The sequence below is a fragment of the Rhodococcus erythropolis R138 genome (assembly GCF_000696675.2).
Classification (GTDB): Bacteria; Actinomycetota; Actinomycetes; order Mycobacteriales; family Mycobacteriaceae; genus Rhodococcus_F; species Rhodococcus_F erythropolis.
The window spans coordinates 3,160,582-3,183,738 of record NZ_CP007255.1; the positions used below are offsets into that span (position 1 = coordinate 3,160,582).

Consider the following 23,157-nt stretch of genomic DNA (forward strand, 5'->3'; position numbering starts at 1 on the left):
CCGGTAGCATACGGGGGCGGACGAGTTGGCCGGGCGGCCGCGGCTTCTGGAACCAGCGTGTACCACGCACAGGCCTGGGGCCGAGGAAAGTCCGGACTCCACAGAGCAGGGCGGTTGTTAACGGCAACCCGAGGCAACTCGCGGGACAGTGCCACAGAAAACAGACCGCCTGCCTTTCGAGGCAGGTAAGGGTGAAACGGTGCGGTAAGAGCGCACCAGCACCTCGGGTGACCGGGGTGGCTAGGTAAACCCCGCCCGGAGCAAGGTTGAAGGTCGCATCGCTCGCGGTGCGGCTGCGCAGGTGTTCGAGGGCTGCTCGCCCGAGCCTGCGGGTGAACCGCTCGAGGCACCCGGCGACGGTGTGCCCAGATGGATGGTCGCCACTCGGCACTTCGGTGCCGCAGGACAGGATCCGGCTTACACGCCGACTCGTCCGCCCGTGATCTGCACAGTGAGAAAAAGAAGACCCCCACCGGATCGGTGGGGGTCTTCTTTTGTTCGAAAAGCTGTCAGACAGGCTTGATGACCAGCAGCGTAGCCCAGTACGTTGCCGCGTCATGGCCCATGAGCGGGAGGAGGTAATCGTAAAGAATTGCGGACATGCGCACTCCATTTTCTGTTCGTAGCTTGTGTTGGGCATTCAAGCAGAACTCACCGTTCGAATGTCCGGTTCTCACCTGCCAGGCCAAGTAGAAAGAATATCAGCCTCACAGCGATCTACAAGCTTCTATCTCACTCTGATGTCACACTGTGGATATGACTGATGAAGATCGACTCTGGTACTTCGACGTGTCCGACGGTTCCGTCACGCAGGGAAAGGGCGCGTCCTCGTTGACGAGGATGGGGCCGTACCCTGATCGGGACTCTGCCGAGCATGCATTGAAGATCGCTGCCGAACGCAACAAAGCCGCCGATCGGGCAGACGAAGACTGGAACAACTGAGACTTGAAATAACTGAGCCTTGAAATAACTGGGACTCGAACAACTGGGACTCGAACAACTGGGACCGGTACAGCTGCTACACCGGCCCGAACCGATCATGGAGGATGCGTGCCCGCAAGTCGAATGATGGTGCAGGGAATCGACTTCGGAGTGGTTCGGGCGGAGTTCGACTTGCCGGGAGCATTCTCGGCCGCGGCGCAGGCCGAGGCCGAGAATGCCGTGGATCGTTTCGGTGCCGGGCGTGTCGACGAAACGGGTATCGCCTTCGTGACCATCGACCCTCCCGGATCGATGGACCTCGACCAGGCAGTGCACATCGAGAAGACCTCGACCGGGTACGTCGTGCACTACGCGATCGCCGACGTCGCGGCGGTGGTGACGCCGGGCGGTGCGCTCGACGTCGAAACCCGCAAGCGTGGCCAAACCTTCTATCTCCCGGACGGTTCCGTTCCGCTGCATCCTCGGGCGTTGTCGGAGGGATCGGCGAGTCTGCTGCCGGACGTGGTTCGCCCCGCCGCACTGTGGCGTATCGAGTTGGACGCCCAGGCCGAGCCCACGTCATGGCAGGTGAGACGCGCTCTGGTGAAATCGGTGGCGCGTCTGGATTATTCGACCGTGCAACGTGACGCCGACGCGGGCACCTTGCATCCGTCGATCGCCGCACTACCGGAATTCGGACGATTGCGCAGTGCCTCGGCGGTTGCCAGGGGCGCCATCGAGCTGAAACTGCCCGAGCAGTCAGTGGTTCGGGATCAGCCAGAGGACGAGTCCTCGGCTCGCTGGCGGATCGAGCTCGAGCCACGCACCGAAGCGGACGACTGGAACGCAGAAGTGTCGCTGCTGACCGGGATGTGTGCCGGCCGCATGATGATCGACGCAGGTATCGGGCTGCTTCGCACGCTGCCGCCGGCCGAGGAGTCCGCGGTTCGCACCCTGCGGAGAACTGCAGTGGCGCTGGGTATCACGTGGCCGGAGGGTCGAAGCGTCGGGCAGATTCTTGCCGGACTCGATTCCAACGAGCCGTCGACGATGGCGCTGATGTCGGTTGCGCCGTCGTTGCTGCGCGGCGCAGACTACGCGGCCTTCGACGGCCAGCTACCGGAGTTGACGGTGCATTCGGGGATCGGAGCGCCCTACGCTCATGTGACGGCTCCACTGCGCCGGCTGTCCGATCGCTTCAGCACCGAGGTGTGTCTGGCGATCACAGCTGGTACGCCGGTACCGGAATGGGTGCGCACCGCCCTTCCCGAGTTGCCCGACATCATGAGTGGGTCCGACTCACTGGCGAACAAGGTCGACCGCGCGTGCATCGATCTCACCGAGTCCACGCTGCTCGACGGTCGGGTCGGCGAGGTCTTCGACGCGGTGGTGATGCGCGCCAAGGACGGAAAGCGCTCGGCGGAAGTGTTTGTCCCGTCGGTCGCAGTGATTGCGAAATGCGTCGGAACGCCCGATGACGGTGAGCGCGCAAAGGTGCGACTCACCGCCGTCGACACGGTCAAACGGACGGTGGAATTCACGTTCCCGGCGTAGGGCGCTACCGGTACGAATCGGTGGCTTCCACCAAGTGATGTGCGATGCCGGGCTCCATCGCGGAGTGTCCCGCGTCGTCGACGATCACGAGCTTGGATTCGGGCCACGCCTTGTGCAGCGCCCAGGCGCTGGTGGCGGGGCAGACGACGTCGTAGCGGCCCTGGACGATCGTCCCCGGAATGCCGTGCAGTGCGGAGCTTTTGCGTAGGAGCTGGCCCTCGTCGAAGAATCCGCCGTTGACGAAGTAGTGGTTCTCGATACGAGCGAAGGCCAAGGCGAACCTGGTCTCGGAGTTCTGTTCGATCTTGTCCGCCTGGGGGTACAGGTAGCTCGTCGATCCTTCCCAAGCCGACCAGGCGATCGCTGCCCGGGCCGCGACGTCGGGGTCTTCGGAATGGAGCAGTTGGTGATAGACCGCGACGAGGTCTTCGCCGCGCTGCGCCTCGGGTACCGGTTCGAGGAATTTGTCCCAGCGCTCCGGGAAGATGTTTCCCGCGCCGCCGTTGTAGTACCAGTCGATCTCGCTACGACGCAGGAGAAAGATCCCGCGCAGAACCAGTTCCGTGACGCGCGTGGGAAACGTTTCGGCGTAGGCGATGGAAAGCGTGGAACCCCAGGACCCCCCGAATACCATCCACTTGTCGATCGAGAGATGTTCGCGCAGGGCTTCGATGTCGGCCAGCAGCTTGTCCGTGGTGTTCACCGACAGGTCGGCGCCGTCGGCAACGTGCGGGGTGGATCGCCCGCAGCCGCGCTGGTCGAGTAGAACGATGCGGTATGCGGCCGGATCGAAGAACTGGCGTACCGCCGGTTGTGCACCGCCACCGGGGCCACCGTGCAGGAACACCACCGGCTTGCCGTCCGGATTTCCGCTGACTTCCCAGTACATGCTTTGGCCGTCACCGACGTCGAGGAACCCGGTGACAAAGGGTTCGATCGGGGGATAGAGACTCCGCAGAGTCGACGGCTGTGCTGACGTTTCGCTCATCAGAAGCCCACCAGTCCGGAGGCGAGATCGGGGATCTCGAGTGCGGAAATCGCGCCGCCCCGGACGTCCGGGCACGCGGCCGAGGTTGCCGCGTCGATGCTTTCGCGGTTCTGGGCGAGATCGAGCAGGTTGATGCCGTTCTGCGTCGCCCACGTGATGACGATCGTGTTCAGTCCGCCCTTGCCGAGCGTCGGGGTGACGGTCCGCCAGTTCTGCAGCTGCCCTTCCATATCCGAGCACAACTGCTGGACCTGAGCGTCGGTGAACGTCGAACCGGACGCGGAGGTTGTTGCCGGCGCCGTCTTGGTGGAACTCGCGGGTGTAGTGCTGCTGGGCGCGGGAGAGTTGGTGGACCCTCCCGCGCATCCGCTCAGCACCGTGACGAGAGCTGCCGCGCCGACTACAGCTGCGGCAGTAGAACTTCGACGGTTACCGATCATTGAACGCACCCCTGGCTGGTTGAGAGACAGGCGGCGTTCGCCGGTCTCGGATCAGAAACTGTGTTCTGCGGCCGGGAAAGCGCCAGTGCGAACTTCTGATGCATAGGCTGCGGCTGCGGAACGCAGTTCGTCACCGACGTTACCGAAACGCTTGACGAACTTGGCTGTCTTACCGCTCGTGTAACCCGCCATGTCCTGCCAGACGAGTACCTGAGCGTCGCATTCGGAACCGGCCCCGATGCCGACGGTGGGGATGGTGAGTTTGCGGCTGACCTGGCCCGCAATCTCGGCCGGAACCATTTCCATGACGACGGAGAACGCCCCGGCTTCCTGGACTGCAATGGCGTCCGCCACAAGCTGCTCGGCCGCGTCGCCGCGACCCTGGACGCGGAATCCGCCGAGCGAGTTCACGCTCTGCGGGGTGAATCCGACGTGAGCCATGACGGGGATGCCGGCCGAGGTGATAGCCGCGATCTGCTTGCTCATCCGTTCGCCGCCCTCGAGTTTGACGGCGTGCGCGAGGCCTTCCTTCATGAACCGTGTCGCAGTCGCAAGGGCCTGCTCGGCGGAACCCTCGTAGGTGCCGAAGGGGAGGTCGGCGACGACGAGTGCGTGCGGGGCGCCGCGAACCACGCCACGCACGAGCGGGAGCAGTTCGTCGACGGTGATCGGCACGGTGGTGTCGTAGCCGTAGACGACGTTGGCGGCAGAGTCGCCGACCAGCAGCACCGGGATGCCTGCGTCTTCGAAGATGCGTGCCGTGGAGTAGTCGTAAGCGGTGAGCATCGACCAGCGTTCGCCGTTCTGCTTCATCTCGGCGAGGTGGTGAATGCGCGTCTTACGCTTCGGTGCATCGGTAGAGCTTGCAGTGGGTACAGAACCATAGAGAGGTGTTTCGGACATCGTTGTCCCTTTCTGGCCTCGAGGCCCTGAGCGTTGATCGCCTTCGGGTCCCCGGGTGTGGGTGATGACGTGTTCAGTCTGCCACCGGACATCGCCGACACGAATAGTTGACGGGGTGCAATGGGTCACATCGCCGCGTGCCTGTCAGTTAGGTGCCGAACCGAGGCGAACCGCTGGCTACCGAGGTTTCCTGGCACCATCAATGGCATGTCGAAGTTCGTTCGCCTCTCCGGTGCCCTCGCCGGAAGCGCAGCAGTGCTCGTGTTGGTTGTCGGTTGCACCAGTTCGGAAGGCACGCCCGAATCAGTGGAACCTGCTGGTTCTGCCGCGTCCGCGGTGCCGTCCGGCCTCGAGAAATTCTACGAGCAGACGCTCGACTGGGGTTCGTGCGACCAATTTGTCGAAGAAGGAACTGCGCCGCTGGGGCGTGGGGTCGACTGCGCCGAGGTGAGCGTTCCCGTCGACTACGCGAATCCGAACGGCGACACCGCGAAGGTGGTGATCTCGCGTTCGAAGGCAACCGGCGACCGCATCGGCTCACTGTTGCTGAACCCCGGCGGGCCGGGTGGGTCCGGGCTGTCGATGGCGACATCGGGTTCGGGCACCGAACTGCAGGAACGTTTCGACATGATCGGCTTCGATCCGCGGGGGATCGGGGCATCGACCCCGCAGGTTCGGTGTTTGACGCCGGAGGAGACCGACGCGGAGCGTGCGGAGGTCAACGTCGACATGACGCCGGAGGGCATCGCTCTCGCCGAGGCGGACAGCAAGGACTACGCCGCCAAGTGCGCTGAGCGGACCGGTACGGAGTTCCTCGCTCATGTCGGTACCTACGAGGTGGCGCGAGATATGGACGTCATTCGGGGCGTTCTCGGCGATCCGAAGATGAACTACCTCGGGTTCTCGTACGGGACCCGGCTCGGATCCACGTACGCGGAAACCTTTCCGCAGAACGTCCGAGCGATGGTCCTCGACGGCGCGCTCGACCCCGAGCAGGATCCGGTCGACGAAGTGGTCTTGCAGGGGCAGGGCTTCCAAGGCGCGTTCGACGCCTTTGTCGCCGACTGTGTCTCGCGAACGGATTGCCCGCTGGGTGATGATCCGGCGCAGGCGCAGGCACGCTTTCAGGCACTCGTCGATCCGTTGATCGAGAAGCCGGCACAGACCACCGATCCGCGCGGGCTGAGTTATTCAGACGCGATCACGGGCGTGCAGCAGGCTCTGTATTCGCCACAGTTGTGGACGCCGCTGCGTGGGGGTCTGTCGAGTCTGGCCGACGGACGCGGCGACTCGCTGCTCAATCTCGCCGACATGTACGAAGGCCGTGAAGATGACGGCAGCTACTCCAACATCAACGACGCGTTCAACGCCATTCGCTGCGTGGACGATCCGGCAACCACCGACCGCGCCGAGGCCGGCGAATCCGACACTCGGTACCGCGAGGCGGCGCCGTTCCTCGACGACGGCCGCGGGACGGGTCAAGCGCCGCTCGACCTGTGCGCGTTCTGGCCCGTTCCGGCTACCGGCAGCCCCCACGCGCTCGACCCCCAGGCGCTCGCCGATGCCGGCCTGCCTCAGTTGGTCGTCGTCTCCACGACGCAGGATCCGGCAACGCCGTATCAAGCCGGAGTGGATCTCGCCAAGCAGTTGGGCGCTGCCCTGATCACGTTCGACGGAACCCAACACACGGTGGTTCTGGACGGAAACTCCTGCGTCGACGATGCCGTCGTCGACTACTTCGTTTACTTGAAGGCACCGGAAGAGGGTCTGACATGTTAACCGGCGCGACGCCGTACGCTGCGCCTATTCGATGGTGACCAATCACTCTGTTAACCGGGACCACTGATGTAACACAGATTTAACGTGGCTTGCTTAGTCTCGCGTGCATGGATCGCCAAAAAGAATTCGTGCTTCGTACCCTGGAAGAGCGCGACATTCGGTTTGTCCGCTTGTGGTTCACCGATGTTCTCGGGTACCTCAAATCGGTGGCGATCGCCCCCGCCGAACTCGAAGGCGCCTTCGAGGAGGGAATCGGATTCGACGGTTCCGCCATCGAGGGATTCTCTCGAGTCTCCGAAGCCGACACCGTCGCTCGGCCCGACGCCTCGACATTCCAGATCCTGCCGTGGGCCCACAAGGACGGTGCGCAACATTCCGCGCGCATGTTCTGCGACATCACGATGCCCGACGGTTCGCCGTCGTGGGCCGATCCGCGCCACGTACTGCGTCGCCAGTTGAGCAAGGCCAGCGACTTGGGCTTCAGCTGCTACGTCCACCCGGAAATCGAGTTCTTCCTTCTGGAGAACGGCCCGATCGACGGCACTCCGCCGATCCCGGCCGACTCGGGCGGATACTTCGACCAGGCCGTGCACGATTCGGCTCCGAATTTCCGCCGCCACGCCATCGACGCACTCGAGTCGATGGGCATCTCGGTCGAGTTCAGCCACCACGAGGCCGCGCCGGGTCAGCAGGAGATCGATCTGCGCTACGCCGACGCGCTCTCGATGGCCGACAACGTCATGACGTTCCGATACGTCGTGAAGGAGGTCGCGATCGGTGAAGGCGTCCGGGCGAGCTTCATGCCCAAGCCGTTCAGTGATCAGGCCGGCTCCGCGATGCACACCCACATGAGCCTGTTCGAGGGCGACACGAACGCCTTCCACAATCCTGACGATCCGATGCAGCTCTCCGAGACCGGCAAGGCGTTCATCGCCGGCATCCTCGAGCACGCCAACGAGATCAGTGCGGTCACGAACCAGTGGGTCAACTCGTACAAGCGACTCGTCCACGGGGGAGAGGCACCCACTGCTGCGTCGTGGGGCCCGTCCAACCGATCGGCTCTCATTCGCGTCCCGATGTACACGCCCAACAAGGCGTCCTCGCGCCGCGTCGAGATCCGAAGCCCAGACTCGGCCTGCAACCCGTACCTGACTTTCGCGGTCCTGCTTGCTGCCGGTCTTCGCGGCATCGAGAAGGGCTACACCTTGCCGCCCGAGGCAGAAGACGACGTGTGGTCGTTGACCTCCGCCGAGCGCCGCGCCATGGGCTACAAGGAACTGCCGAGCAACTTGGACAGCGCTCTGCGCGAGATGGAGAAGTCGGAACTGGTGGCCGAAGCACTCGGCGAACACGTCTTCGATTTCTTCCTGCGCAACAAGCGTCGTGAGTGGGAGGAATACCGCAGCCACGTGACGCCGTTCGAGCTCAAGACCTACCTCGGTCTGTGACGGTGAAACCGCCCGCTGCGAGATCAGCAGTTCCAGGACCGGGTCGACTCGGGCTGGTCGAGCCCACCGCTGCCGACGAGTTGCGTCAGCTCGGTTGGGTCGACGCCGAGAGCATCGAACTCTTGTGGTCGCTTTCGCGTGCCGCGAATGCCGACCTCGCTCTGCGCGCCCTTGTGCGGATCAAGGACGGGCTCGACGACGGGTGGCGCGAACTCGATCAGGCATTGCGCAAGGACAAAAGCCTGCGAGGCCGCTTGTTCGCACTCGTGGGTGCGTCGTCGGCCTTCGGCGATCACCTGGCCGCGGATCCGATCGGCTGGAAACTGCTCGACGGAACCGCTCTGCCGACCAAGGACGAGGCCACCGCAGCATTGCTCGAGGCCGTGGGCGCCACCCTCGACGAGGGCGCTACCGAAGGCTCACTGACCTACCGCGCAACCCTGACCGGGCCGGAAGCTGTTGTTGCTCTGCGCAAGAGCTACAAGGACCAGCTGATGCTGCTGGCTGCGGCTGATCTTGCGGCGACCGTCGAGAACGAACCAGTAGTGCCGTATCAGACTGTGGGTCACCAGCTTTCCGATCTCGCGGACGCTGCCCTGACCGCCGCACTGGCGGTGGCTATCGCAACGGTGTGCCCCGAGGGAAGTTGTCCGATCCGGCTCGCCGTGATCGCCATGGGCAAATGTGGTGCGCGCGAGCTGAACTACGTCTCCGACGTGGACGTCGTGTTCGTCGCCGAACCGGCCGATGCGACGGCCAGCCGCGTTGCCGGCGAGATGATGCGTATCGGTACTTCCGCATTCTTCGAGGTCGATGCTGCGCTGCGCCCCGAAGGCAAGCGCGGAGAACTGGTTCGCTCCCTCGAATCCCACATCACGTACTACAAGCGCTGGGCCAAGACCTGGGAGTTCCAGGCACTGCTCAAGGCTCGTCCGATGACCGGCGACATGGAGCTCGGTCGCCAGTACTCCGAGGCGATGAGCCCGATGGTGTGGATCGCCTCCGAGCGCGAGGACTTCGTCCCCGAAGTCCAGGCCATGCGTCGACGCGTCGAGGAAATGGTTCCCCCCGAACTGCGTGAGCGTGAACTCAAACTCGGCCGCGGAAGTTTGCGCGACGTCGAATTTGCCGTCCAACTCCTGCAATTGGTGCACGGGCGCGCCGACAGTTCGTTGCATGTCCAGAGCACGGTCGATGCACTGACCGCATTGGCGGCGGGTGGATACGTCGGCCGCGACGACGCCGCCAACCTGACTGCGTCGTACGAATTCCTGCGCCTGCTCGAGCACCGTCTGCAGTTGCAGAAGCTCAAGCGCACACACACCCTGCCGCCGCCGGACGACGAGGAAGCGCTGCGTTGGCTGGCCCGCGCCGCGCACATGCGGCCAGACGGTCGGCTGGATTCCCTGGGAGTCCTGCGCGCCGAGATCAAGCGGAATTCGCATCGGATTCGCCGCCTGCACGCCAAGTTGTTCTACCGCCCGCTTCTCGAATCGGTGGCGCGGATGGACAAGGAAGCGCTGGTCCTGGGACCAGAAGCCGCGGTTCGGCAGTTGGCCGCTCTGGGTTACACGGCACCCGAGCATGCTCTCGGGCATCTGACTGCACTGACGAGTGGCGCTTCACGCAAGGGTCGCATTCAAGCGCTCCTGTTGCCGACTCTGCTCGAATCACTCGCGGACACACCGGATCCCGATGCAGGTCTGCTCGCTTACCGCAGGCTCTCGGACGCGCTCGTCGACCAGACGTGGTTCCTGCGCCTGCTCCGCGACGAGGCTGCGGTGGCCGAGCGTCTGATGACCGTGCTGGGCTCGTCGGCGTACCTACCCGACCTGCTCATCAAGGCTCCCGACGTGATTCGCTTGTTCGCGGATTCGCCGAGTGGACCGCGCCTTGTCGAGCCGAAGCCCGAGGACGTCGCTCGCGGAATACTCACCGCCTCAGGCCGACACAGTGATCCCAATCGTGCTGTTGCCGCGGCCCGCTCGCTGCGGCGACACGAACTTGCGCGCATCGCGTCGGCCGACATCCTCGGCATGCTCGATGTTCCCGCCGTCTGCAAGGCGCTGTCCTCGGTGTGGGCCGCGGTGCTCAATGCCTCGCTCTCCGCGGTGATCAAGGCCAGCGTCACCGAACTCGGGACCGAGGCGCCGGCCAGTTTCTCCGTCATCGGCATGGGTCGACTCGGCGGCGGCGAACTCGGCTATGGATCCGATGCGGACGTGCTGTTCGTGTGCGAACCCCGCGAGGGCGTCGACGAGACCGTTGCGGTCAAGTGGGCCAACAGCATTGCCGACAAGGTGCGCAAGCTTCTCGGGGCACCGAGCACGGATCCTCCGCTCGAAGTCGACACCGGATTGCGTCCGGAAGGCCGCAACGGACCGATGGTTCGCACGCTCGAGTCGTACGACGCGTACTACGCGAAGTGGGCTCAGGCGTGGGAGATTCAAGCGCTGCTTCGTGCGCACCCGGTTGCCGGTGATCCTGAACTGGGACTGCGGTTCCTGCACATGATCGACAAGACGCGCTACCCCGAAGGCGGCGTCAGTGACGCGGCGGTGCGCGAGATCCGGCGCATCAAGGCGCGCGTCGATTCCGAAAGGCTTCCTCGCGGAGCCGATCCGGCGACGCACACCAAACTGGGTCGCGGTGGCTTGGCCGACATCGAGTGGACTGTGCAATTGCTGCAGCTGCGCCACGCCGACAAGATCGAGTCGCTGCACAACACGTCGACGCTCGAGACTCTCGACGCCATCGGCGCCGCGGAACTGCTCAGCGAAGGTGACGTCGAACTGCTGCGTGACGCCTGGATCACCGCGACGAAGGCACGCAACTGCCTCGTTCTGGTGCGAGGCAAGCCGACCGATCAGCTTCCCGGCCCGGGCCGTGTTCTCGCGGCGGTGGCGCAGGTCGCTGGATACGGCGACGACGCAGGGGAGTTCCTCGACAACTACCTGCGCATCACACGACGGGCAAAAGCTGTGGTGGAGAGGGTCTTCGGCGGGGAGTAGCGTTTTCGCTCAGTCCTGCCGAACCGGCGCGTTAGCGGCGAACTTGCGGACTTCGGCGTCCTGCCACACGTGGGCGGGCACGCCGCCGCCGAGTAGCTCGCGCGCGAGCGCGGGTTGCCCGCCGATCGGTACGTCGCTGCCCGCGATGATCATGTTGCCGTAGCGACGGCCCTTGAGCATCGCGGGATCGGCGATGATCGCCATGTGTTCGAACTGCGCACCGATCGTTGCGGCTTCACTGCGCGCGCCCTGAAGATCCGGGGTGTCGCCGCAGTTGACGATGTAGATACCGCCCGGTGCCAGCACGCGTCGTACGTGGGTGGTGAATTGCGCTGTTGTCAGCGGAGTCGGAGTTGTGTTGCCGGCAAAGACATCTCGAATCACGACGTCTCGGGTGGACTCGGTGAGAGTTTCGGTGACGGCGCGGGCTTCACCGACACGAATGCGCAGCAGCGGTGCGCGCGGTAGGTCGAACCAATCGCGCACCAGTTCCGCCAGGGCGCCGTCGATTTCGACAACCACCTGACGCGCGTCGGGGTAAGTGGCGGCGAAGTACCTGGCCATGGAGCAGGCTCCGCCGCCGAGATGCAGAACCCGCAGACGCTCGGTCTTGTCACGTTCGGAATCGACCAGATGCGCGATCCACCGCATGTACTCGAAATCGAGCACCGTCGGATCTGCGACGTTCACGTGGGAACTGGGCACTCCGTTGATCTGGATGATCCAGCTGTCGTCGGAGTACTGGTCGCGGACAAGTTCGCACGTCCCGGTATCGATCGGAAAAGTACCGGCGACGGGACCGGACTCGCCTCGCTCGGGAGTACCGCTGCGAGTTCTTGTCTTGCGAGTTCCCTTGGCCACTGTGTTGATACTAGCCGTGCGCGTTTCCGGTAACGCCGAGTACCAAAAAGGCTCACGGACCGGCGGTATTCTCGAGTAGTTTCAGGCACACTCGTAGGTGGAGTGTGATCGGCGACACAAATGCCGGCGCGTTCTTACGTCGTCCGTGCATCACGAAGAATTTCGAGGAGTGCAGGTGAAGGTCAAGGCAGCGGTAGTCAAGGCGCCAGGTCAGGCATGGGAGATCGAAGAGGTCGAGCTGGGGGACCCGGTCTCGGGTGAGGTACAGGTCCGACTCGCCGCATCGGGGCTGTGCCATTCGGACGAACATTTGCGTACGGGCGCCAGCCCGCTGCCCTTCTACCCGGCCTTGGGCGGGCACGAAGGCGCCGGAGTGGTGACGAAGGTCGGCCCGGGTGTCGCGAGCGTCGAAGAAGGCGACCACGTGGTTCTCGCCTTCATCCCGGCGTGCGGACGTTGTCCGTCTTGCGCGAAGGGTCTGCAGAACATCTGCGACGAGGGAGCCGGCCTGTTGACCGGGCAGGCGATCTCCGACAAGACGTACCGCGTCACCCTCAACGACGAGCCGGTCATCCAGATGTGCCTGCTCGGAACATTTTCGCCGTACGTGACCGTCAACGAGGCGTCGGTGATCAAGATCGAGAAGGACATCCCGCTCGACAAGGCGGCCTTGCTCGGCTGCGGTGTTGCCACCGGTTGGGGATCGGCCACCGCGATCGGTGGAGCCAAGGTCGGTGACACGGTGGTGGTCGTCGGCGTCGGCGGCGTCGGAATCAACTCGGTGCAGGGTGCGGCGTCAGCCGGAGCACGATTTGTGATCGCGATCGATCCCGTCGAGTTCAAGCGCGACAAGGCAAAGGAATTCGGCGCCACACACACGTTTGCCTCCCTCGAGGAAGCGCTACCGGTGATCGGCGAGATCACCTGGGGCAAGATGGCCGACGTCACCGTGATCACCGTGGGCGAGATTCACGGCGACATCATTCAGCCCGCGCTCAGCGCGACGGGCAAGGGCGGGCAGGTCGTGGTCGTCGGAATGGGGCACTACGCGGATTCGCAGGTGACGCTCAGCCTCTTCGAGCTGACCCTTCTACAGAAACGTTTGCAGGGAGCCATCTTCGGCGGGGTAGGACCACGGTCCCAGATTCCCAAGTTGCTCGATCACTACCGAAGCGGCGCACTCAAACTCGACGAGTTGGTGACCAAGACCTACAAGCTCGAGGAGATCAACGAGGGTTACGCCGACATGCTCGAGGGAAAGAACCTGCGCGGAATGATCGTCTACACGGAGGACGATTACTGATCGTTCCCCCTCTGACTGAAGGGTCCGGCCCGACACCACACTTCGTGGTGTCGGGCCGGAGTCTTCTGCCCCCATGCAGATTTCTGTCGATCGATGAGTCGACTGCCCCCGTAGTGGGCACTCGCAGAGTGAGGAAACCGGGCGCCGCGTCCAGACCTCAGTCCACGACTCGACAGAGAAGAGCAGAACATGCCCTACATCACCACTTCCGACGGAACCGAGATCTACTACACCGAGCACGGCGTCGGCCGGCCGATCGTCCTCAGCCACGGGTGGCCGCTGAGTTCCGACGCGTGGCAGGTCGAGATGAAGCTGTTCGCCGACGCCGGATACCGGACCATCGCGCACGATCGTCGAGGGCACGGTCGCTCGTCGAAGACGTACACCGGCAACGACATGGATACATATGCCAAGGACCTGGCTGAGCTGATCGACACGCTCGACCTGAAAGACCTGATCGTGGTGGGCCATTCGACCGGCGGCGGGGAAGTGGTCCGCTACGCGGCGCAGCACGGCAAGGGGCGCGTGGACAAGGTGATCACCGCCGGCGCCGTTCCGCCGATCATGGTCAAGTCGGACGGCAACCCCGAAGGCACACCGATCGAGGTGTTCGACGGCATTCGTGAGGGAGTTCTGCGAGATCGATCGCAGTTCTACAAGGATCTCAGCGAGAGCTTCCACGGCGCGAACCGCGAAGGGGCCGACGTATCGCAAGGGGCGAAGGACGACTTCTGGCGACAGGGGATGTTGGTCAACCTCGCCGCGGCCTACGACTGCGTCAAGGCATTCTCGGAGACGGATCAGACCTCCGATCTCGAAGCCATCGACGTTCCGTTCCTCATCGCTCAGGGCGACGACGATCAGATCGTGCCGATCGGCGCAGCGGCGGAGAAGGCGATCAAGCTGGTGAAGAAGGGCACGCTGAAGGTGTATCCGGGCGCACCGCACGGAATTTACGGCTCGTATCAGGAGACCCTGGACCGGGACATTCTTGCCTTCATCGAGGACTGACGTCAGCGATTCGGAAGGATAAGAGTCGAACGGATCAAAGGCCATGTCCACACACGTTGCCTCGCTACGCGATGGTCCCAGTGTCTTCGAGAACGAACTCGGATCGATCTCGCAACTCGACACGAGTTCGTTGCCGATCCTGTCCGGTCTGTCGATCAAACGAATTGTTCTCGGCCCCGGTGCGATCCGCGAACCACAATGGAACGTCAACGCGAACCAGATCGCCTACGTCACCAGCGGAACCGTGCTCGTCTCGATGTTGGGCAATGCCGACGAGTTCGCCAGTTTCGTGGTGCGAACGGGGCAGATGTATCACGTCGAATCCGGCGCGATTTATCACATCGAGAATGTCGGAGAGGAGGAGGCGGAGATCATCGCTGCCCTGCGTACTTCAATCCCGCAGCACTTTTCGTTGCAGAGTAGCGTCAGCGCAATGTCGAACGCGGTGCTCGGCAATACCTACGACCTCGCCGCGTCAGCCTTCGACGTCTTCGGTAGGGCCGATGCGTCCCAGATAGTTCGGCGGGACGGCGCCGCCGTCGTTCCCGATACCGCCGGCTTTCCCAACGCGCATCTCTTCGATCTCGACGGCCAGATCGCGCCTCTCGCATACCCGTACGGACAGGCGAAAGTGGCACGCAAGCAGTATTGGGCGGCGCTGGAGGATCTTTCGATGTACTCGTTGACTATTCGCGAGAGTGGAATGCGTGAGCCACACTGGCATCCCGTCACTGCCGAAATGGGATACGTGCATCGTGGTCACGGGCGGATGACGGTCCTCGATCCGGACGGTTCGCTCGACACCTACCTACTGGAGCCCGGTCAGGTGTATTTCGTTCCGCGTGCCTACCCCCATCACATCGAGGTTCTAGGTGACGAGGACATCAACTTCCTCATCTTCTTCGACCAGCCGACGCCGGGCGACATAGGCTACCGTGCAACGGCTTCCGCGTTCTCGCGCGGCGTTCTCTCGGCCTCGTTCGGTGTTCCGGAACGCGATCTGCCGCAATTTCCTTTCACGCCGGTCGATCCGCTCATCGTCTCGCGTAACAATCCGATCGACCGCCAGCACTGACCGGCAAGGACGCCCATCATGACCGACTCGCTGATCGTGACCGATCACGGTACGACGCTCGACTTCACGTACGACGATGCTCTGCGCTATCACGGGCCGCAGGCGCCGGGAGGGGTGGCGCATGCCTACAAAGTCCTCGAGCGCGCACTCGGTGTGCTCGGCGGGGAAGGCTCTGTCGAGCGTCGCGAGTTGGTCGTCACCACTGCACACGGCGGACCAGGAGTGCGCGACGCGTTCGAGTTGGTCACGCGCGCAGTGACCGAAGGGCGGTACACCGTCGACAGTTCCCTGGCCCGGCCTGAACGAGGAAATACGCTCGCACTGTATGTCTTTCGGGTCGGCTATCGCGGCGCGAGCGCCACGCTGACTGTTCGGGAGGGATTTGTCGTCGACGAGTTGATCACTCTCTCCCGCAAGACTGACCGGACAGCCGAAGACGAGTCACGGCTGACAGTGCTCAAACAGGAGATGGCGGACCGAGTGATGTCGAGCCCGGCCGAGAGCGTGTACGACGTCGAGATCGGCACGCTCCCCGCCTGACTGACGGCGGCGTAGGCGTCAGTGTGCAGAACTCGGGGCTGTCTGAAGTCAGCGGCTGGCGAACATCCTTATCCGCTGGTCGCGACTGCGCTCGAGATGGTTGCGCATGTGGCCACGCGCGGACGATTCGTCCCTGGCGCGGATGGCGTTCAGGATCTCTTGATGTTCCGAATTGAGCAGGTCCGGTTCGCCGTAGTTCGACGGCGGGCCGCTGTCGTAGATTCGCAATTGGGTGGTGAGGCGGATCAGCAGTGCCGTGATCGTGGAATTGTGGGCGGCCTGCCAGAGGGCCTCGTGAAACTTGAAGTTCCCGGAACGCACCTCGGTGCCTTCGGTTGCAGTGCAGCAGAACTCGTGTAATCCGTCCAGGCGAGCAAGGTCGAGATCGCTGTGGCGTAGTGCCGCGGCGCCTGCCGCTTCCGATTCGAGGGCTACCCGCGCCGCGTAGATCTCGATGACGTCCTCGGGTGTGCCGGAACGGACACGAAAACCGCGAGCGGCTCGTTCGAGTAGTCCGTCGTGTGCGAGCCAGTTGAGTGCTTCCCGGATCGGGGTGCGGGATGCGCCGTACGATTCGCATAATTGAGTCTCGTGCAGCGGAGCGCCCTGGGGGAACTTGCCGGCCAGGATGTCGGCTCGCAGGCGCAGGTACTGCCGCGAGGTCTGATCGGACCGGCCGAGCGCAGCCTCCGGCACCAGCAGATCGGTGGTGCTCGTATCGGCGTCGAGATCCATGTGTCCCCATTCCTGTGCATGCAAGTAGAGCGCGTTCGATTATGCCATCGACGACGAGTGAGTACTTGCGTATACGCTAGTACTCATTTAGGTTCGTGCTTGTTCGTTTCCGAGGGAGAGGGTCCGAAGTGGCTGGAGAGACCGCGTCGCCGCTGGTGAGTGCCGCTGAACTCGACGCGATGCTGCGTGAGGGAGGCGTCGCCGTGCTCGACGCGACGGTTCATTTTCCTCCCGCGCGATTTGACGGCGACTACCGCCCGGAATCCGGGTACGGCGGCTGGGTCTCCTCGCACATCCCGGGTTCGCGACATGTCGACCTCATGGACGTCTTCTCCGAAAGGGAAGCGGCGCTGCATTTCACACGCCCGCCAACGGAGCAGTTGGTTTCCGATCTCCAATCCAGTGGTATCGAGCCGGGCGCGACAATCGTGATCTACGACCAGGGATCGACCACCTGGGCATCACGGCTCTGGTGGGTGTTTCGCAACGCCGGCATCGAAGCACGAGTTCTCGACGGTGGCCTCGCCGAATGGACTCGACGCGGCTTCGCGCTCGCGAGCGGCGACGACGAAACCCACACGTCGGCGTCGACGCGTTGGAGCGTGACGGATCTGGGTCTGTGGGTCGATTTACCTCGCGTTGCGTCGCTGTCCAGCGGAGGCGAAGCCGGAACGCTGGTGTGCGCTCTCGCGCCTGAGCAGTACGAGGGAACCGAGAAGACGCGATACTCGCGACGCGGACACATTCCGTCAAGCGTGAATCTGTCCGCGAAGAGTCTTCTCGACTCCGACTCCCGGATGCTTCCGGTCGAGAAAGTCTTGTCGAAATCGGCCGACGTTCTACCAACCGCCACCGGCCCTGTCGTGATCTATTGCGGTGGTGGAGTTTCGGCGTGTTTGACCGCACTTGCGCTGATCCGCAGCGGCCACGCGGACGTCAAAGTCTACGACGGTTCGTTGGAGGAATGGACTGCAGATCCGGTTTTGCCGATGGTTGTCGGCAGTGAGCCCGGTGGCGCGAATCCGGATGTGCGATGTCCGCGGTCCTGAATCGCCGCAGTCCCCAAATACCTCACGTCCTGAAGGAATTCTCATGTCTGACACTGTCTCTGTCGAAACCGTCGCGTCGGCGATCGACGCACTCCGCGATCAGGTACCGCTCGTCCAGTCGCTGACGAACATCGTTTCGGCGAACTTCTTGACCAATGTTCTGCTCGCTGCCGGCGCAAGCAACGCTCACATCGACAACGTTCATGAAGCGGGTGGGTTCGCTGCCGTCGCCGGGGGAGTGCTCGTCAACCTCGGAACGCCGGACGACGGGACAGCCGAAGCCTTCCTGATAGCCGCAGAAGCGGCCCGAACTGCCGGTACGCCATGGGTTTTGGATCCAGTCGGTGTCGGCGGACTACCCTGGCGGAGCGGTATCGCTGTGGATCTGCTGCGCTTTCACCCCAGCGCCATCCGCGGGAACGCATCGGAGATCATCGCTCTGGCCGGACTCGGCGGTGACACCCGCGGCGTCGACAGTGCCTCCGACTCCGCCGACGCAGTGCCCGCCGCTCTGTCACTTCTGAAGCATGCAGATGCCGTGTCGGCATCAGGCCCGGTCGACTACATCGTCGGCCGCGATGGTGGCGGCGACGTTCGGGGCATCCGAGTCTCCGGTGGCAGCGCTCTGTTGCCGCGCGTGACCAGTACCGGTTGCTCTCTGGGAGGCCTGGTCGCTGCCTACCTCGCCGTTACGCCGACCGCGCTGGACGGATTGGTTGCCGCGCATACGCATGTTGCCGTGGCATCGGAGATCGCCGAGGAAAATGCCTCAGGTCCTGGTTCTTTCGCGGTCGCGTACCTCGACGCGCTCTACAACGTGAATGCGGACACCATCCGCTCACGTGCCCGAATCGAATCGTTCGACCTGCCGGCTGGAGTGCAGAACTGATGGGCGTCAAGACATTTTGGTATCTCACCCAGGCCGACGGGGACTACCCGTGGAGCCCCGGTGGGCTGTTCCCCGTGGACGGGGCCAGGCAGATCGAGCTCGCGAAGACCATCGACGACGGCGGATTCGAAGGTGCGCTTGTTGCCACCTGGCCGAACGATCCGTTCATTTCGGCGACGTGGGCGGCAGCGCACACCACGCGCATGAAGTTCCTTGTCGCCGTCTACGCGAACATGACGCCGGCGCGACTGCTGGCGGAGAAGGCATTGACTTTCGACGCCTTCAGCGGTGGCCGACTGTTGATCAACTCGGTCAACGGACGCGAAAACATCCTGACCAAGTACGACATGAACGTGCCCCACGACGAGCGTTACGAGTTGGGGGAGCAGTACTGGGCGGACTTCCGCCGCATCTACGCCGAAGGCACGGAGTCGAACTTTCCCAACACACCACTGCGTATCGATGCGCCCGCTGGGCATCAGGTTCCGCTGTGGGGTACCGGTGATTCGCCTGCAGGCCTGGCGAATTCAGGCAAGGTGCTCGACACCTATCTGGCGATGTTGCGCGAGACTTCGTTCATCGAAGACAAATTCTCTGCCGCACGAGCGGCGGCGGAGGCAGCCGGGCGCGAGTTCACCGACTTCGGTGCGCTGACCGGTGTGATCGTTCGCCCCACCAAGGCGCAGGCGCACGACCGGTTCCGTTCGTTGTTCGAGAAGACGGGCGTCGAGCAGATCGCTCATGTCTTGGACAACGCAGTGCGTCGTCGTACTCAGGGGAAGCAAGACCTCAAGACTTTCACCGCTCGCGACGCACAGCGGCAGGGCTGGGCGGACAAGATTGCTTCCGGCCGACTTCCGGAACCGGAGGAGTTGTACGTCGGTGACGGGCTGTACGCGGGTATCACAGCGTGGTCGCCTCTCGACATCTTCGGCACCGGGTCATCGGCGGTGTACTACGTCGGCGATCCGGATTCGATCACGGACTCGGTACGCACGCTTCGCGGCCGAACCGGTTTGACTGCACTGATCCTGGCAGGTTGGCCTCTGATCGAGGAAGCGAAGTGGGTTGCGGAGCATCTTGTTCCGCGATTCGACGAACTCAGCTGACTTCGCGCCGCAAGACAGTGGTGCCGAGACCCAAAGTGTCGCGGAGAAATGCTGCGGCAGTGCCGATTTCATCGGCAGTGCAGTCGAGAAGGATCTTGACTTCCACGTCCTTCTTGTCGATGTCGGCAATAACGGCCATGGCAACAACGCCGTTGCCGACGGCAGAGCCTCGGAACAGATCGATCCCGTCGCCGTCCGCGCTGACGGTCCCGTCGAGATAGCCGTAATCGAGCGGATAAATCGCAGCGGGGTAACGCGGGTGTGCCGACCCTCGGGGGCGATCGATCACGACAGTTGACGTGGTAGCCAGGTGATCGAGGGCGGAGAACAGGTCTTCGCTCATCGTTATCGGTGCTCGCGCAGTAGCTGAGTCGGTGTCAGGCCTGTCAGTGCACGCGTATCGCGTGCGAGGTGGGCTTGGTCGGCGTAGCCGGCGCGACCGGCCAGCGACGACAGCGTGAGATTTGCATCGCGGCTGAGAGTCAACACGTCCTGGATACGTTGCACTTTCTGAATCATTTTGGGGGACAGCCCGATCGACGACGTGATCGAGCGTCGAAAATGACGTTCGGAAACACCGAGGTCTGCGGCGATCTCTCGTATCGGAGTCGAAGGGGAGGAGATGAGCGCGGAGTAACCACGCTCGATTCCGTGGTCGGGTTCCAGTCCGCGCCACAACTGGCCCAGTAGGTGAGCGTCGACTGCCTCGTGGCTAAGGGCGTCGGCAAGTACCCGCGCTTGTCTGGAAGTGAGGATGTCGTCGAAGGCGATCTTCGAATCCTGCACCGCGTCGGCCGCTGTGCCGAGCAGGCTCCGCAGAGCCGGCGGATTGATCCGGATGCCCCACATGGTTGTACCGGCGGCGACCGAAACCAGATCGGCACCGGTTGCGGGTCCGACGAGCCACGACTTTCCGGTGCTGTCGACGATGAAGTCTGCGCAGAGATCGGGAAGAATCCGCTTTGCTTCCGTGGGCGCATGGGGGTCGGTAGTGCTTTTCCACGTGCAACTGAAGAGGCCGGCCGAACCGGTGATCCGAGTCTCGACATAGGTGTGGCCGTTTTGTTCAAGACTCGACGCTACCGTCCGACTACCGTCAAGAGCGAGGGTGTCAGTGCCGGTCATCAGATCATCGTCACACACTCGCCGATCACTTCTCGACCCGAAACAGGAGAAATACCGTGTCCGTCTCTCCGAGACTCGATCTCGTCGGAATCGTCACCAACGATCTCGCGCGTTCCCTCGCGTTCTACCGAACCCTCGGGCTCGACATTCCGGAAACACCCGCTGACGCTCCACACGTGGAGTTCACTTTCGACAGTGGGCTTCGGCTGGCCTGGGACGCGCTGTCCACCATCGCGAGCTTCGATCCTGACTTCGTCGTCGGGGAAGGTCGACACCCCGTCGCTTTGGCCTTCGATTTCGGGACACCCGCTGCAGTCGACGAGGCGTATCAGCGCATCACAGCCGACTTCCCCGGACACAAAGAGCCATTTGATGCCGTGTGGGGCCAGCGTTACGCCGTTCTTCTCGATCCCGACGGCAATACCGTGGATCTCTTTGCCGCGCTCTGATTTCGAACGACGCAGGCCCCGACCGAAATTCGGTCGGGGCCTGCGATTGTCGGTGATCGAGTCGTTGTCAGTTCACCAAGCGTTGAGGGTGTCGAGGATCTGGCCTCGGGCTTTCCACAGTTCCGCGCCCCAGTACGGCCACGAGTGAGTGCCGTTGGCCGGGAAGCTGTACGTTGCCGGAATTCCCAGGGAGTTCATGCGCAGCTGGAATGCCCGTGAGTTCATCAGGGCAAGGGCTTCGAGGCCGATGGCGCTACCGGTATTCACGAAGTCGACGGGACGACGAGGTTGATCGAACTGCCCGGGTAGGCCGCTCGCGGCGGAGATGTACAGAGAGAGCCCAGCCAGTTCGGGTGCAAACACGAAGGGGTCGTTGCGGAGCCAAGCGGGGTTCCATGGCGGTCCCCACATGGCATCGACATTGAAGGACCCTGCGCTGACCATGGCCACGCGGATTGCTTCACGCATGCCGGGAGCTGAGATGTTGAGGTATCCCGAGAGCGATCCGGCGAACTTGAACTGATCGCGGTGATAAGCGGCGAGCGTCAGTGCCGCGCTGCCACCCATGGACAATCCGAGCACACCGTTGTTGGTTCGGGAGACGCCGCGCGATTCCAGATAGGCGGGAAGTTCCTGGGTGAGGAAGGTTTCCCATTTGTACGTGACCGGCTGGCGATTCAAATTGCTGTTCGCATACCAGTCCGAGTAAAAGCTGGACTGCCCGCCGACCGGCATGACCAGGGTGACGTTGTCGCCGCGATACTGCTCGAGAGCGTTGGTCTCGAAACTCCATGCGTTTCGGTCGTCGCGTGCTCGTAGACCGTCGAGAAGATAGAGCGCCGCGTTGCCGCCGCGCGAAGCCCACTGGATCTGAACCTTGATCGGCCCCATCGAGGAGTCGACGAACACTTCCTCGTATCCACCGGCCGGGGCGGTGCGCGCGGGCGCTGCGGTCGCTACTGATCCGCTGATCAGGCCTGCGGTCAGGGGGAGTGCGAGTGCTGTCGCGGCGAGGCCGAGGATCCGACGCTTGATTCGTTTCGAAATGCGGTTTCTCGAAATATCCGGGTTCGAAATATCTGGGTTCTTCGCCAAATCTGTGTGAGCCTCGTGCATGTATTACTCCCGCCCCAAAGGTGCTTGCACACCGAAATCCGACCGAGCCCCCCGAGGCACGGAATTCCTGATGACACTAAGTGGTCTGTATTGACGTCGACGGCTCCGTTACCGTTTCGTTATCAAACTGGTCTGATTCAGGTAGTGCCGTCATGCGTCGTCGACCGGAGGTTGCGCGTCGATTTGCCACCCTCCACGAATCAGGTGTTCACGTACCCGGGCGACGTCCGATTCGTGCGGAATATCGTCGGTGACCTTGGTGATGAGGACGCCGATGTCGATCGGATCGACCGGAACCGGAAAGTCGATCGGATCGACCGGAACCGGAAAGTCAGCGACGAGATCGTCGGCAAGAACGGCGATCTCGTCGTCGGACAGCTGTCGCCGGAGCAGGGCCATCAAAGGGACGTAGTCCTGCTCCGGCACGCCGTTCGGATACCCGGCACGGAGCCAGCCGAGTATCGAAACCAGAAGTGGTGGAAGACTCAACGAATCGAGCTTCAGTCGTTGTCGAGATCAGCGAGGGGCCACCCGGCGGCGGCCAGGACGGAGGCAACGCGCGCGATGTCCTCGTCCGAGGGAGTCTGGCTCGTGAGATCGGCGATCTGAGCGCTGATCTCGTCGCTAGAGATCACCTGGTCGCTGTTGACGTCGCTCAGTTCTGCGAGTGCAGCGCCGATGGCAATGTCTCGAATTTGCGCGTCCGAGAGCTTGCGTCGTAGCAATGCGACCAGCGGAATGCGGTCCTTGGGCGGTATGCCTTCGGGGTAGCCGGCGCGAAGCCATTCCAGAATGGACTGAGGAAGGGATGGAGTCGGTGCAGTCACGGTGATGTCTTTCCGCTCGTGAGG

General features: G+C 63.2%; 23 protein-coding genes and 1 other RNA gene. 14 read left to right on the forward strand and 10 right to left on the reverse strand.

Annotated features, from left to right (window positions below; translation table 11 throughout):
• Nucleotides 1–21 precede the first annotated feature (21 nt).
• The 3 genes from rnpB to H351_RS14780 all read left to right on the forward strand — a co-directional run bounded on the left by rnpB (nucleotide 22) and on the right by H351_RS14780 (nucleotide 2,475).
• Nucleotides 22–436, forward strand: an RNA gene (gene rnpB / locus H351_RS28640) — RNase P RNA component class A.
• A 320-nt stretch (nucleotides 437–756) separates the two neighbouring features.
• A complete protein-coding gene (locus H351_RS14775; protein WP_007735457.1) occupies nucleotides 757–942 on the forward strand; it encodes a hypothetical protein in 186 nt (61 codons plus the stop codon).
• Between the two features lie 123 nt (nucleotides 943–1,065).
• Nucleotides 1,066–2,475, forward strand: a complete 1,410-nt coding sequence (locus H351_RS14780) for an RNB domain-containing ribonuclease (protein WP_029255613.1) — start codon at nucleotides 1,066–1,068, stop codon at nucleotides 2,473–2,475.
• A gap of 4 nt (nucleotides 2,476–2,479) precedes the next feature.
• Here H351_RS14780 and pip read toward each other — a convergent pair whose 3' ends face one another.
• Genes pip through panB form a run of 3 tightly spaced genes read right to left on the reverse strand, consistent with a single transcriptional unit; the run spans nucleotide 2,480 to nucleotide 4,806 of the window.
• Entirely contained in the window at nucleotides 2,480–3,463 is a 984-nt protein-coding gene (gene pip, locus H351_RS14785; protein ID WP_029255612.1) for a prolyl aminopeptidase, read from the reverse strand.
• A complete protein-coding gene (locus tag H351_RS14790) occupies nucleotides 3,463–3,903 on the reverse strand; it encodes a hypothetical protein (RefSeq protein WP_020969914.1) in 441 nt (146 codons plus the stop codon). Before H351_RS14790 ends, pip begins: the two co-directional genes overlap by 1 nt.
• A gap of 51 nt (nucleotides 3,904–3,954) precedes the next feature.
• Nucleotides 3,955–4,806 carry a 3-methyl-2-oxobutanoate hydroxymethyltransferase gene (gene panB / locus H351_RS14795; protein ID WP_003941624.1) on the reverse strand — a complete coding sequence of 284 codons (852 nt, stop codon included), beginning with the start codon at nucleotides 4,804–4,806 and terminating at the stop codon, nucleotides 3,955–3,957.
• A gap of 207 nt (nucleotides 4,807–5,013) precedes the next feature.
• Here panB and H351_RS14800 point away from each other — a divergent pair, with 207 nt between their 5' ends.
• From H351_RS14800 to H351_RS14810, 3 genes are all read left to right on the forward strand, one after another.
• A complete protein-coding gene (locus H351_RS14800; RefSeq protein WP_019748947.1) occupies nucleotides 5,014–6,585 on the forward strand; it encodes an alpha/beta hydrolase in 1,572 nt (523 codons plus the stop codon).
• 107 nt (nucleotides 6,586–6,692) lie between these two features.
• Nucleotides 6,693–8,033: a glutamine synthetase family protein gene (locus H351_RS14805; protein WP_003941637.1), complete on the forward strand. Its 1,341-nt coding sequence runs from the start codon at nucleotides 6,693–6,695 to the stop codon at nucleotides 8,031–8,033.
• Nucleotides 8,030–11,044 (forward strand): bifunctional [glutamine synthetase] adenylyltransferase/[glutamine synthetase]-adenylyl-L-tyrosine phosphorylase, encoded by a 3,015-nt coding sequence (locus H351_RS14810; RefSeq protein WP_029255611.1) that lies wholly within the window; start codon nucleotides 8,030–8,032, stop codon nucleotides 11,042–11,044. The genes H351_RS14805 and H351_RS14810 overlap by 4 nt, the downstream gene beginning before the upstream one ends.
• 9 nt (nucleotides 11,045–11,053) lie before the next feature.
• Here the strand turns inward: H351_RS14810 and H351_RS14815 are convergent, their stop codons facing one another.
• Nucleotides 11,054–11,914: a spermidine synthase gene (locus H351_RS14815; RefSeq protein ID WP_029255610.1), complete on the reverse strand. Its 861-nt coding sequence runs from the start codon at nucleotides 11,912–11,914 to the stop codon at nucleotides 11,054–11,056.
• 166 nt (nucleotides 11,915–12,080) lie between these two features.
• Here H351_RS14815 and H351_RS14820 point away from each other — a divergent pair, with 166 nt between their 5' ends.
• The 4 genes from H351_RS14820 (at nucleotide 12,081) to H351_RS14835 (ending at nucleotide 15,834) form a co-directional block, all read left to right on the forward strand.
• Nucleotides 12,081–13,208: an NDMA-dependent alcohol dehydrogenase gene (locus tag H351_RS14820; protein WP_020908136.1), complete on the forward strand. Its 1,128-nt coding sequence runs from the start codon at nucleotides 12,081–12,083 to the stop codon at nucleotides 13,206–13,208.
• A 189-nt stretch (nucleotides 13,209–13,397) separates the two neighbouring features.
• The gene (locus H351_RS14825) at nucleotides 13,398–14,219 is read left to right on the forward strand and encodes an alpha/beta fold hydrolase (RefSeq protein WP_029255609.1); all 822 of its coding nucleotides are present in this window, start codon (nucleotides 13,398–13,400) and stop codon (nucleotides 14,217–14,219) included.
• A gap of 43 nt (nucleotides 14,220–14,262) precedes the next feature.
• Nucleotides 14,263–15,294: a cupin domain-containing protein gene (locus H351_RS14830; RefSeq protein WP_029255608.1), complete on the forward strand. Its 1,032-nt coding sequence runs from the start codon at nucleotides 14,263–14,265 to the stop codon at nucleotides 15,292–15,294.
• Nucleotides 15,295–15,312: 18 nt separating this feature from the next.
• On the forward strand, nucleotides 15,313–15,834 hold the full coding sequence (locus tag H351_RS14835; protein WP_029255607.1) for a hypothetical protein: 522 nt from the start codon (nucleotides 15,313–15,315) through the stop codon (nucleotides 15,832–15,834).
• A 48-nt stretch (nucleotides 15,835–15,882) separates the two neighbouring features.
• Here H351_RS14835 and H351_RS14840 read toward each other — a convergent pair whose 3' ends face one another.
• Nucleotides 15,883–16,569, reverse strand: a complete 687-nt coding sequence (locus tag H351_RS14840; RefSeq protein ID WP_029255606.1) for a GntR family transcriptional regulator — start codon at nucleotides 16,567–16,569, stop codon at nucleotides 15,883–15,885.
• A 128-nt stretch (nucleotides 16,570–16,697) separates the two neighbouring features.
• Here H351_RS14840 and H351_RS14845 point away from each other — a divergent pair, with 128 nt between their 5' ends.
• From H351_RS14845 to H351_RS14855, 3 genes are read left to right on the forward strand one after another with little or no spacing between them, the layout of a single operon-like run.
• On the forward strand, nucleotides 16,698–17,618 hold the full coding sequence (locus tag H351_RS14845) for a sulfurtransferase (protein ID WP_029255605.1): 921 nt from the start codon (nucleotides 16,698–16,700) through the stop codon (nucleotides 17,616–17,618).
• 43 nt (nucleotides 17,619–17,661) lie between these two features.
• Nucleotides 17,662–18,507 carry a hydroxyethylthiazole kinase gene (thiM, locus tag H351_RS14850; protein WP_020969906.1) on the forward strand — a complete coding sequence of 282 codons (846 nt, stop codon included), beginning with the start codon at nucleotides 17,662–17,664 and terminating at the stop codon, nucleotides 18,505–18,507.
• Entirely contained in the window at nucleotides 18,507–19,616 is a 1,110-nt protein-coding gene (locus H351_RS14855; protein ID WP_020908129.1) for an LLM class flavin-dependent oxidoreductase, read from the forward strand. The genes thiM and H351_RS14855 overlap by 1 nt, the downstream gene beginning before the upstream one ends.
• Here H351_RS14855 and H351_RS14860 read toward each other — a convergent pair.
• Nucleotides 19,609–19,959 carry an inorganic pyrophosphatase gene (locus H351_RS14860; protein ID WP_029255604.1) on the reverse strand — a complete coding sequence of 117 codons (351 nt, stop codon included), beginning with the start codon at nucleotides 19,957–19,959 and terminating at the stop codon, nucleotides 19,609–19,611. The genes H351_RS14855 and H351_RS14860 overlap by 8 nt on opposite strands.
• 2 nt (nucleotides 19,960–19,961) lie before the next feature.
• Complete coding sequence (locus H351_RS14865) at nucleotides 19,962–20,741, reverse strand: helix-turn-helix domain-containing protein (RefSeq protein WP_244891358.1); 780 nt, start codon at nucleotides 20,739–20,741, stop codon at nucleotides 19,962–19,964.
• A gap of 56 nt (nucleotides 20,742–20,797) precedes the next feature.
• Here H351_RS14865 and H351_RS14870 point away from each other — a divergent pair, with 56 nt between their 5' ends.
• Nucleotides 20,798–21,190: a VOC family protein gene (locus H351_RS14870; RefSeq protein ID WP_019748934.1), complete on the forward strand. Its 393-nt coding sequence runs from the start codon at nucleotides 20,798–20,800 to the stop codon at nucleotides 21,188–21,190.
• 72 nt (nucleotides 21,191–21,262) lie between these two features.
• Here the strand turns inward: H351_RS14870 and H351_RS14875 are convergent, their stop codons facing one another.
• The 3 genes from H351_RS14875 to H351_RS14885 all read right to left on the reverse strand — a co-directional run bounded on the left by H351_RS14875 (nucleotide 21,263) and on the right by H351_RS14885 (nucleotide 23,133).
• A complete protein-coding gene (locus tag H351_RS14875) occupies nucleotides 21,263–22,306 on the reverse strand; it encodes an alpha/beta hydrolase (RefSeq protein ID WP_019748933.1) in 1,044 nt (347 codons plus the stop codon).
• Nucleotides 22,307–22,456: 150 nt separating this feature from the next.
• Nucleotides 22,457–22,795, reverse strand: a complete 339-nt coding sequence (locus H351_RS14880) for a DUF3349 domain-containing protein (protein ID WP_029255601.1) — start codon at nucleotides 22,793–22,795, stop codon at nucleotides 22,457–22,459.
• 11 nt (nucleotides 22,796–22,806) lie between these two features.
• On the reverse strand, nucleotides 22,807–23,133 hold the full coding sequence (locus tag H351_RS14885) for a DUF3349 domain-containing protein (protein ID WP_020908123.1): 327 nt from the start codon (nucleotides 23,131–23,133) through the stop codon (nucleotides 22,807–22,809).
• Nucleotides 23,134–23,157 lie beyond the last annotated feature (24 nt).

Coding starts and splice junctions, on each gene's coding strand:
- H351_RS14775 (WP_007735457.1), top strand. CDS start 757: ATGACTGATGAAGATCGACTCTGGTACTTCGACGTGTCCGACGGTTCC.
- H351_RS14780 (WP_029255613.1), top strand. CDS start 1,066: ATGATGGTGCAGGGAATCGACTTCGGAGTGGTTCGGGCGGAGTTCGAC.
- pip (WP_029255612.1), bottom strand. CDS start 3,463: ATGAGCGAAACGTCAGCACAGCCGTCGACTCTGCGGAGTCTCTATCCC.
- H351_RS14790 (WP_020969914.1), bottom strand. CDS start 3,903: ATGATCGGTAACCGTCGAAGTTCTACTGCCGCAGCTGTAGTCGGCGCG.
- panB (WP_003941624.1), bottom strand. CDS start 4,806: ATGTCCGAAACACCTCTCTATGGTTCTGTACCCACTGCAAGCTCTACC.
- H351_RS14800 (WP_019748947.1), top strand. CDS start 5,014: ATGTCGAAGTTCGTTCGCCTCTCCGGTGCCCTCGCCGGAAGCGCAGCA.
- H351_RS14805 (WP_003941637.1), top strand. CDS start 6,693: ATGGATCGCCAAAAAGAATTCGTGCTTCGTACCCTGGAAGAGCGCGAC.
- H351_RS14825 (WP_029255609.1), top strand. CDS start 13,398: ATGCCCTACATCACCACTTCCGACGGAACCGAGATCTACTACACCGAG.
- H351_RS14830 (WP_029255608.1), top strand. CDS start 14,263: ATGTCCACACACGTTGCCTCGCTACGCGATGGTCCCAGTGTCTTCGAG.
- H351_RS14835 (WP_029255607.1), top strand. CDS start 15,313: ATGACCGACTCGCTGATCGTGACCGATCACGGTACGACGCTCGACTTC.
- H351_RS14840 (WP_029255606.1), bottom strand. CDS start 16,569: ATGGATCTCGACGCCGATACGAGCACCACCGATCTGCTGGTGCCGGAG.
- thiM (WP_020969906.1), top strand. CDS start 17,662: ATGTCTGACACTGTCTCTGTCGAAACCGTCGCGTCGGCGATCGACGCA.
- H351_RS14855 (WP_020908129.1), top strand. CDS start 18,507: ATGGGCGTCAAGACATTTTGGTATCTCACCCAGGCCGACGGGGACTAC.
- H351_RS14860 (WP_029255604.1), bottom strand. CDS start 19,959: ATGAGCGAAGACCTGTTCTCCGCCCTCGATCACCTGGCTACCACGTCA.
- H351_RS14865 (WP_244891358.1), bottom strand. CDS start 20,741: ATGACCGGCACTGACACCCTCGCTCTTGACGGTAGTCGGACGGTAGCG.
- H351_RS14875 (WP_019748933.1), bottom strand. CDS start 22,306: ATGCACGAGGCTCACACAGATTTGGCGAAGAACCCAGATATTTCGAAC.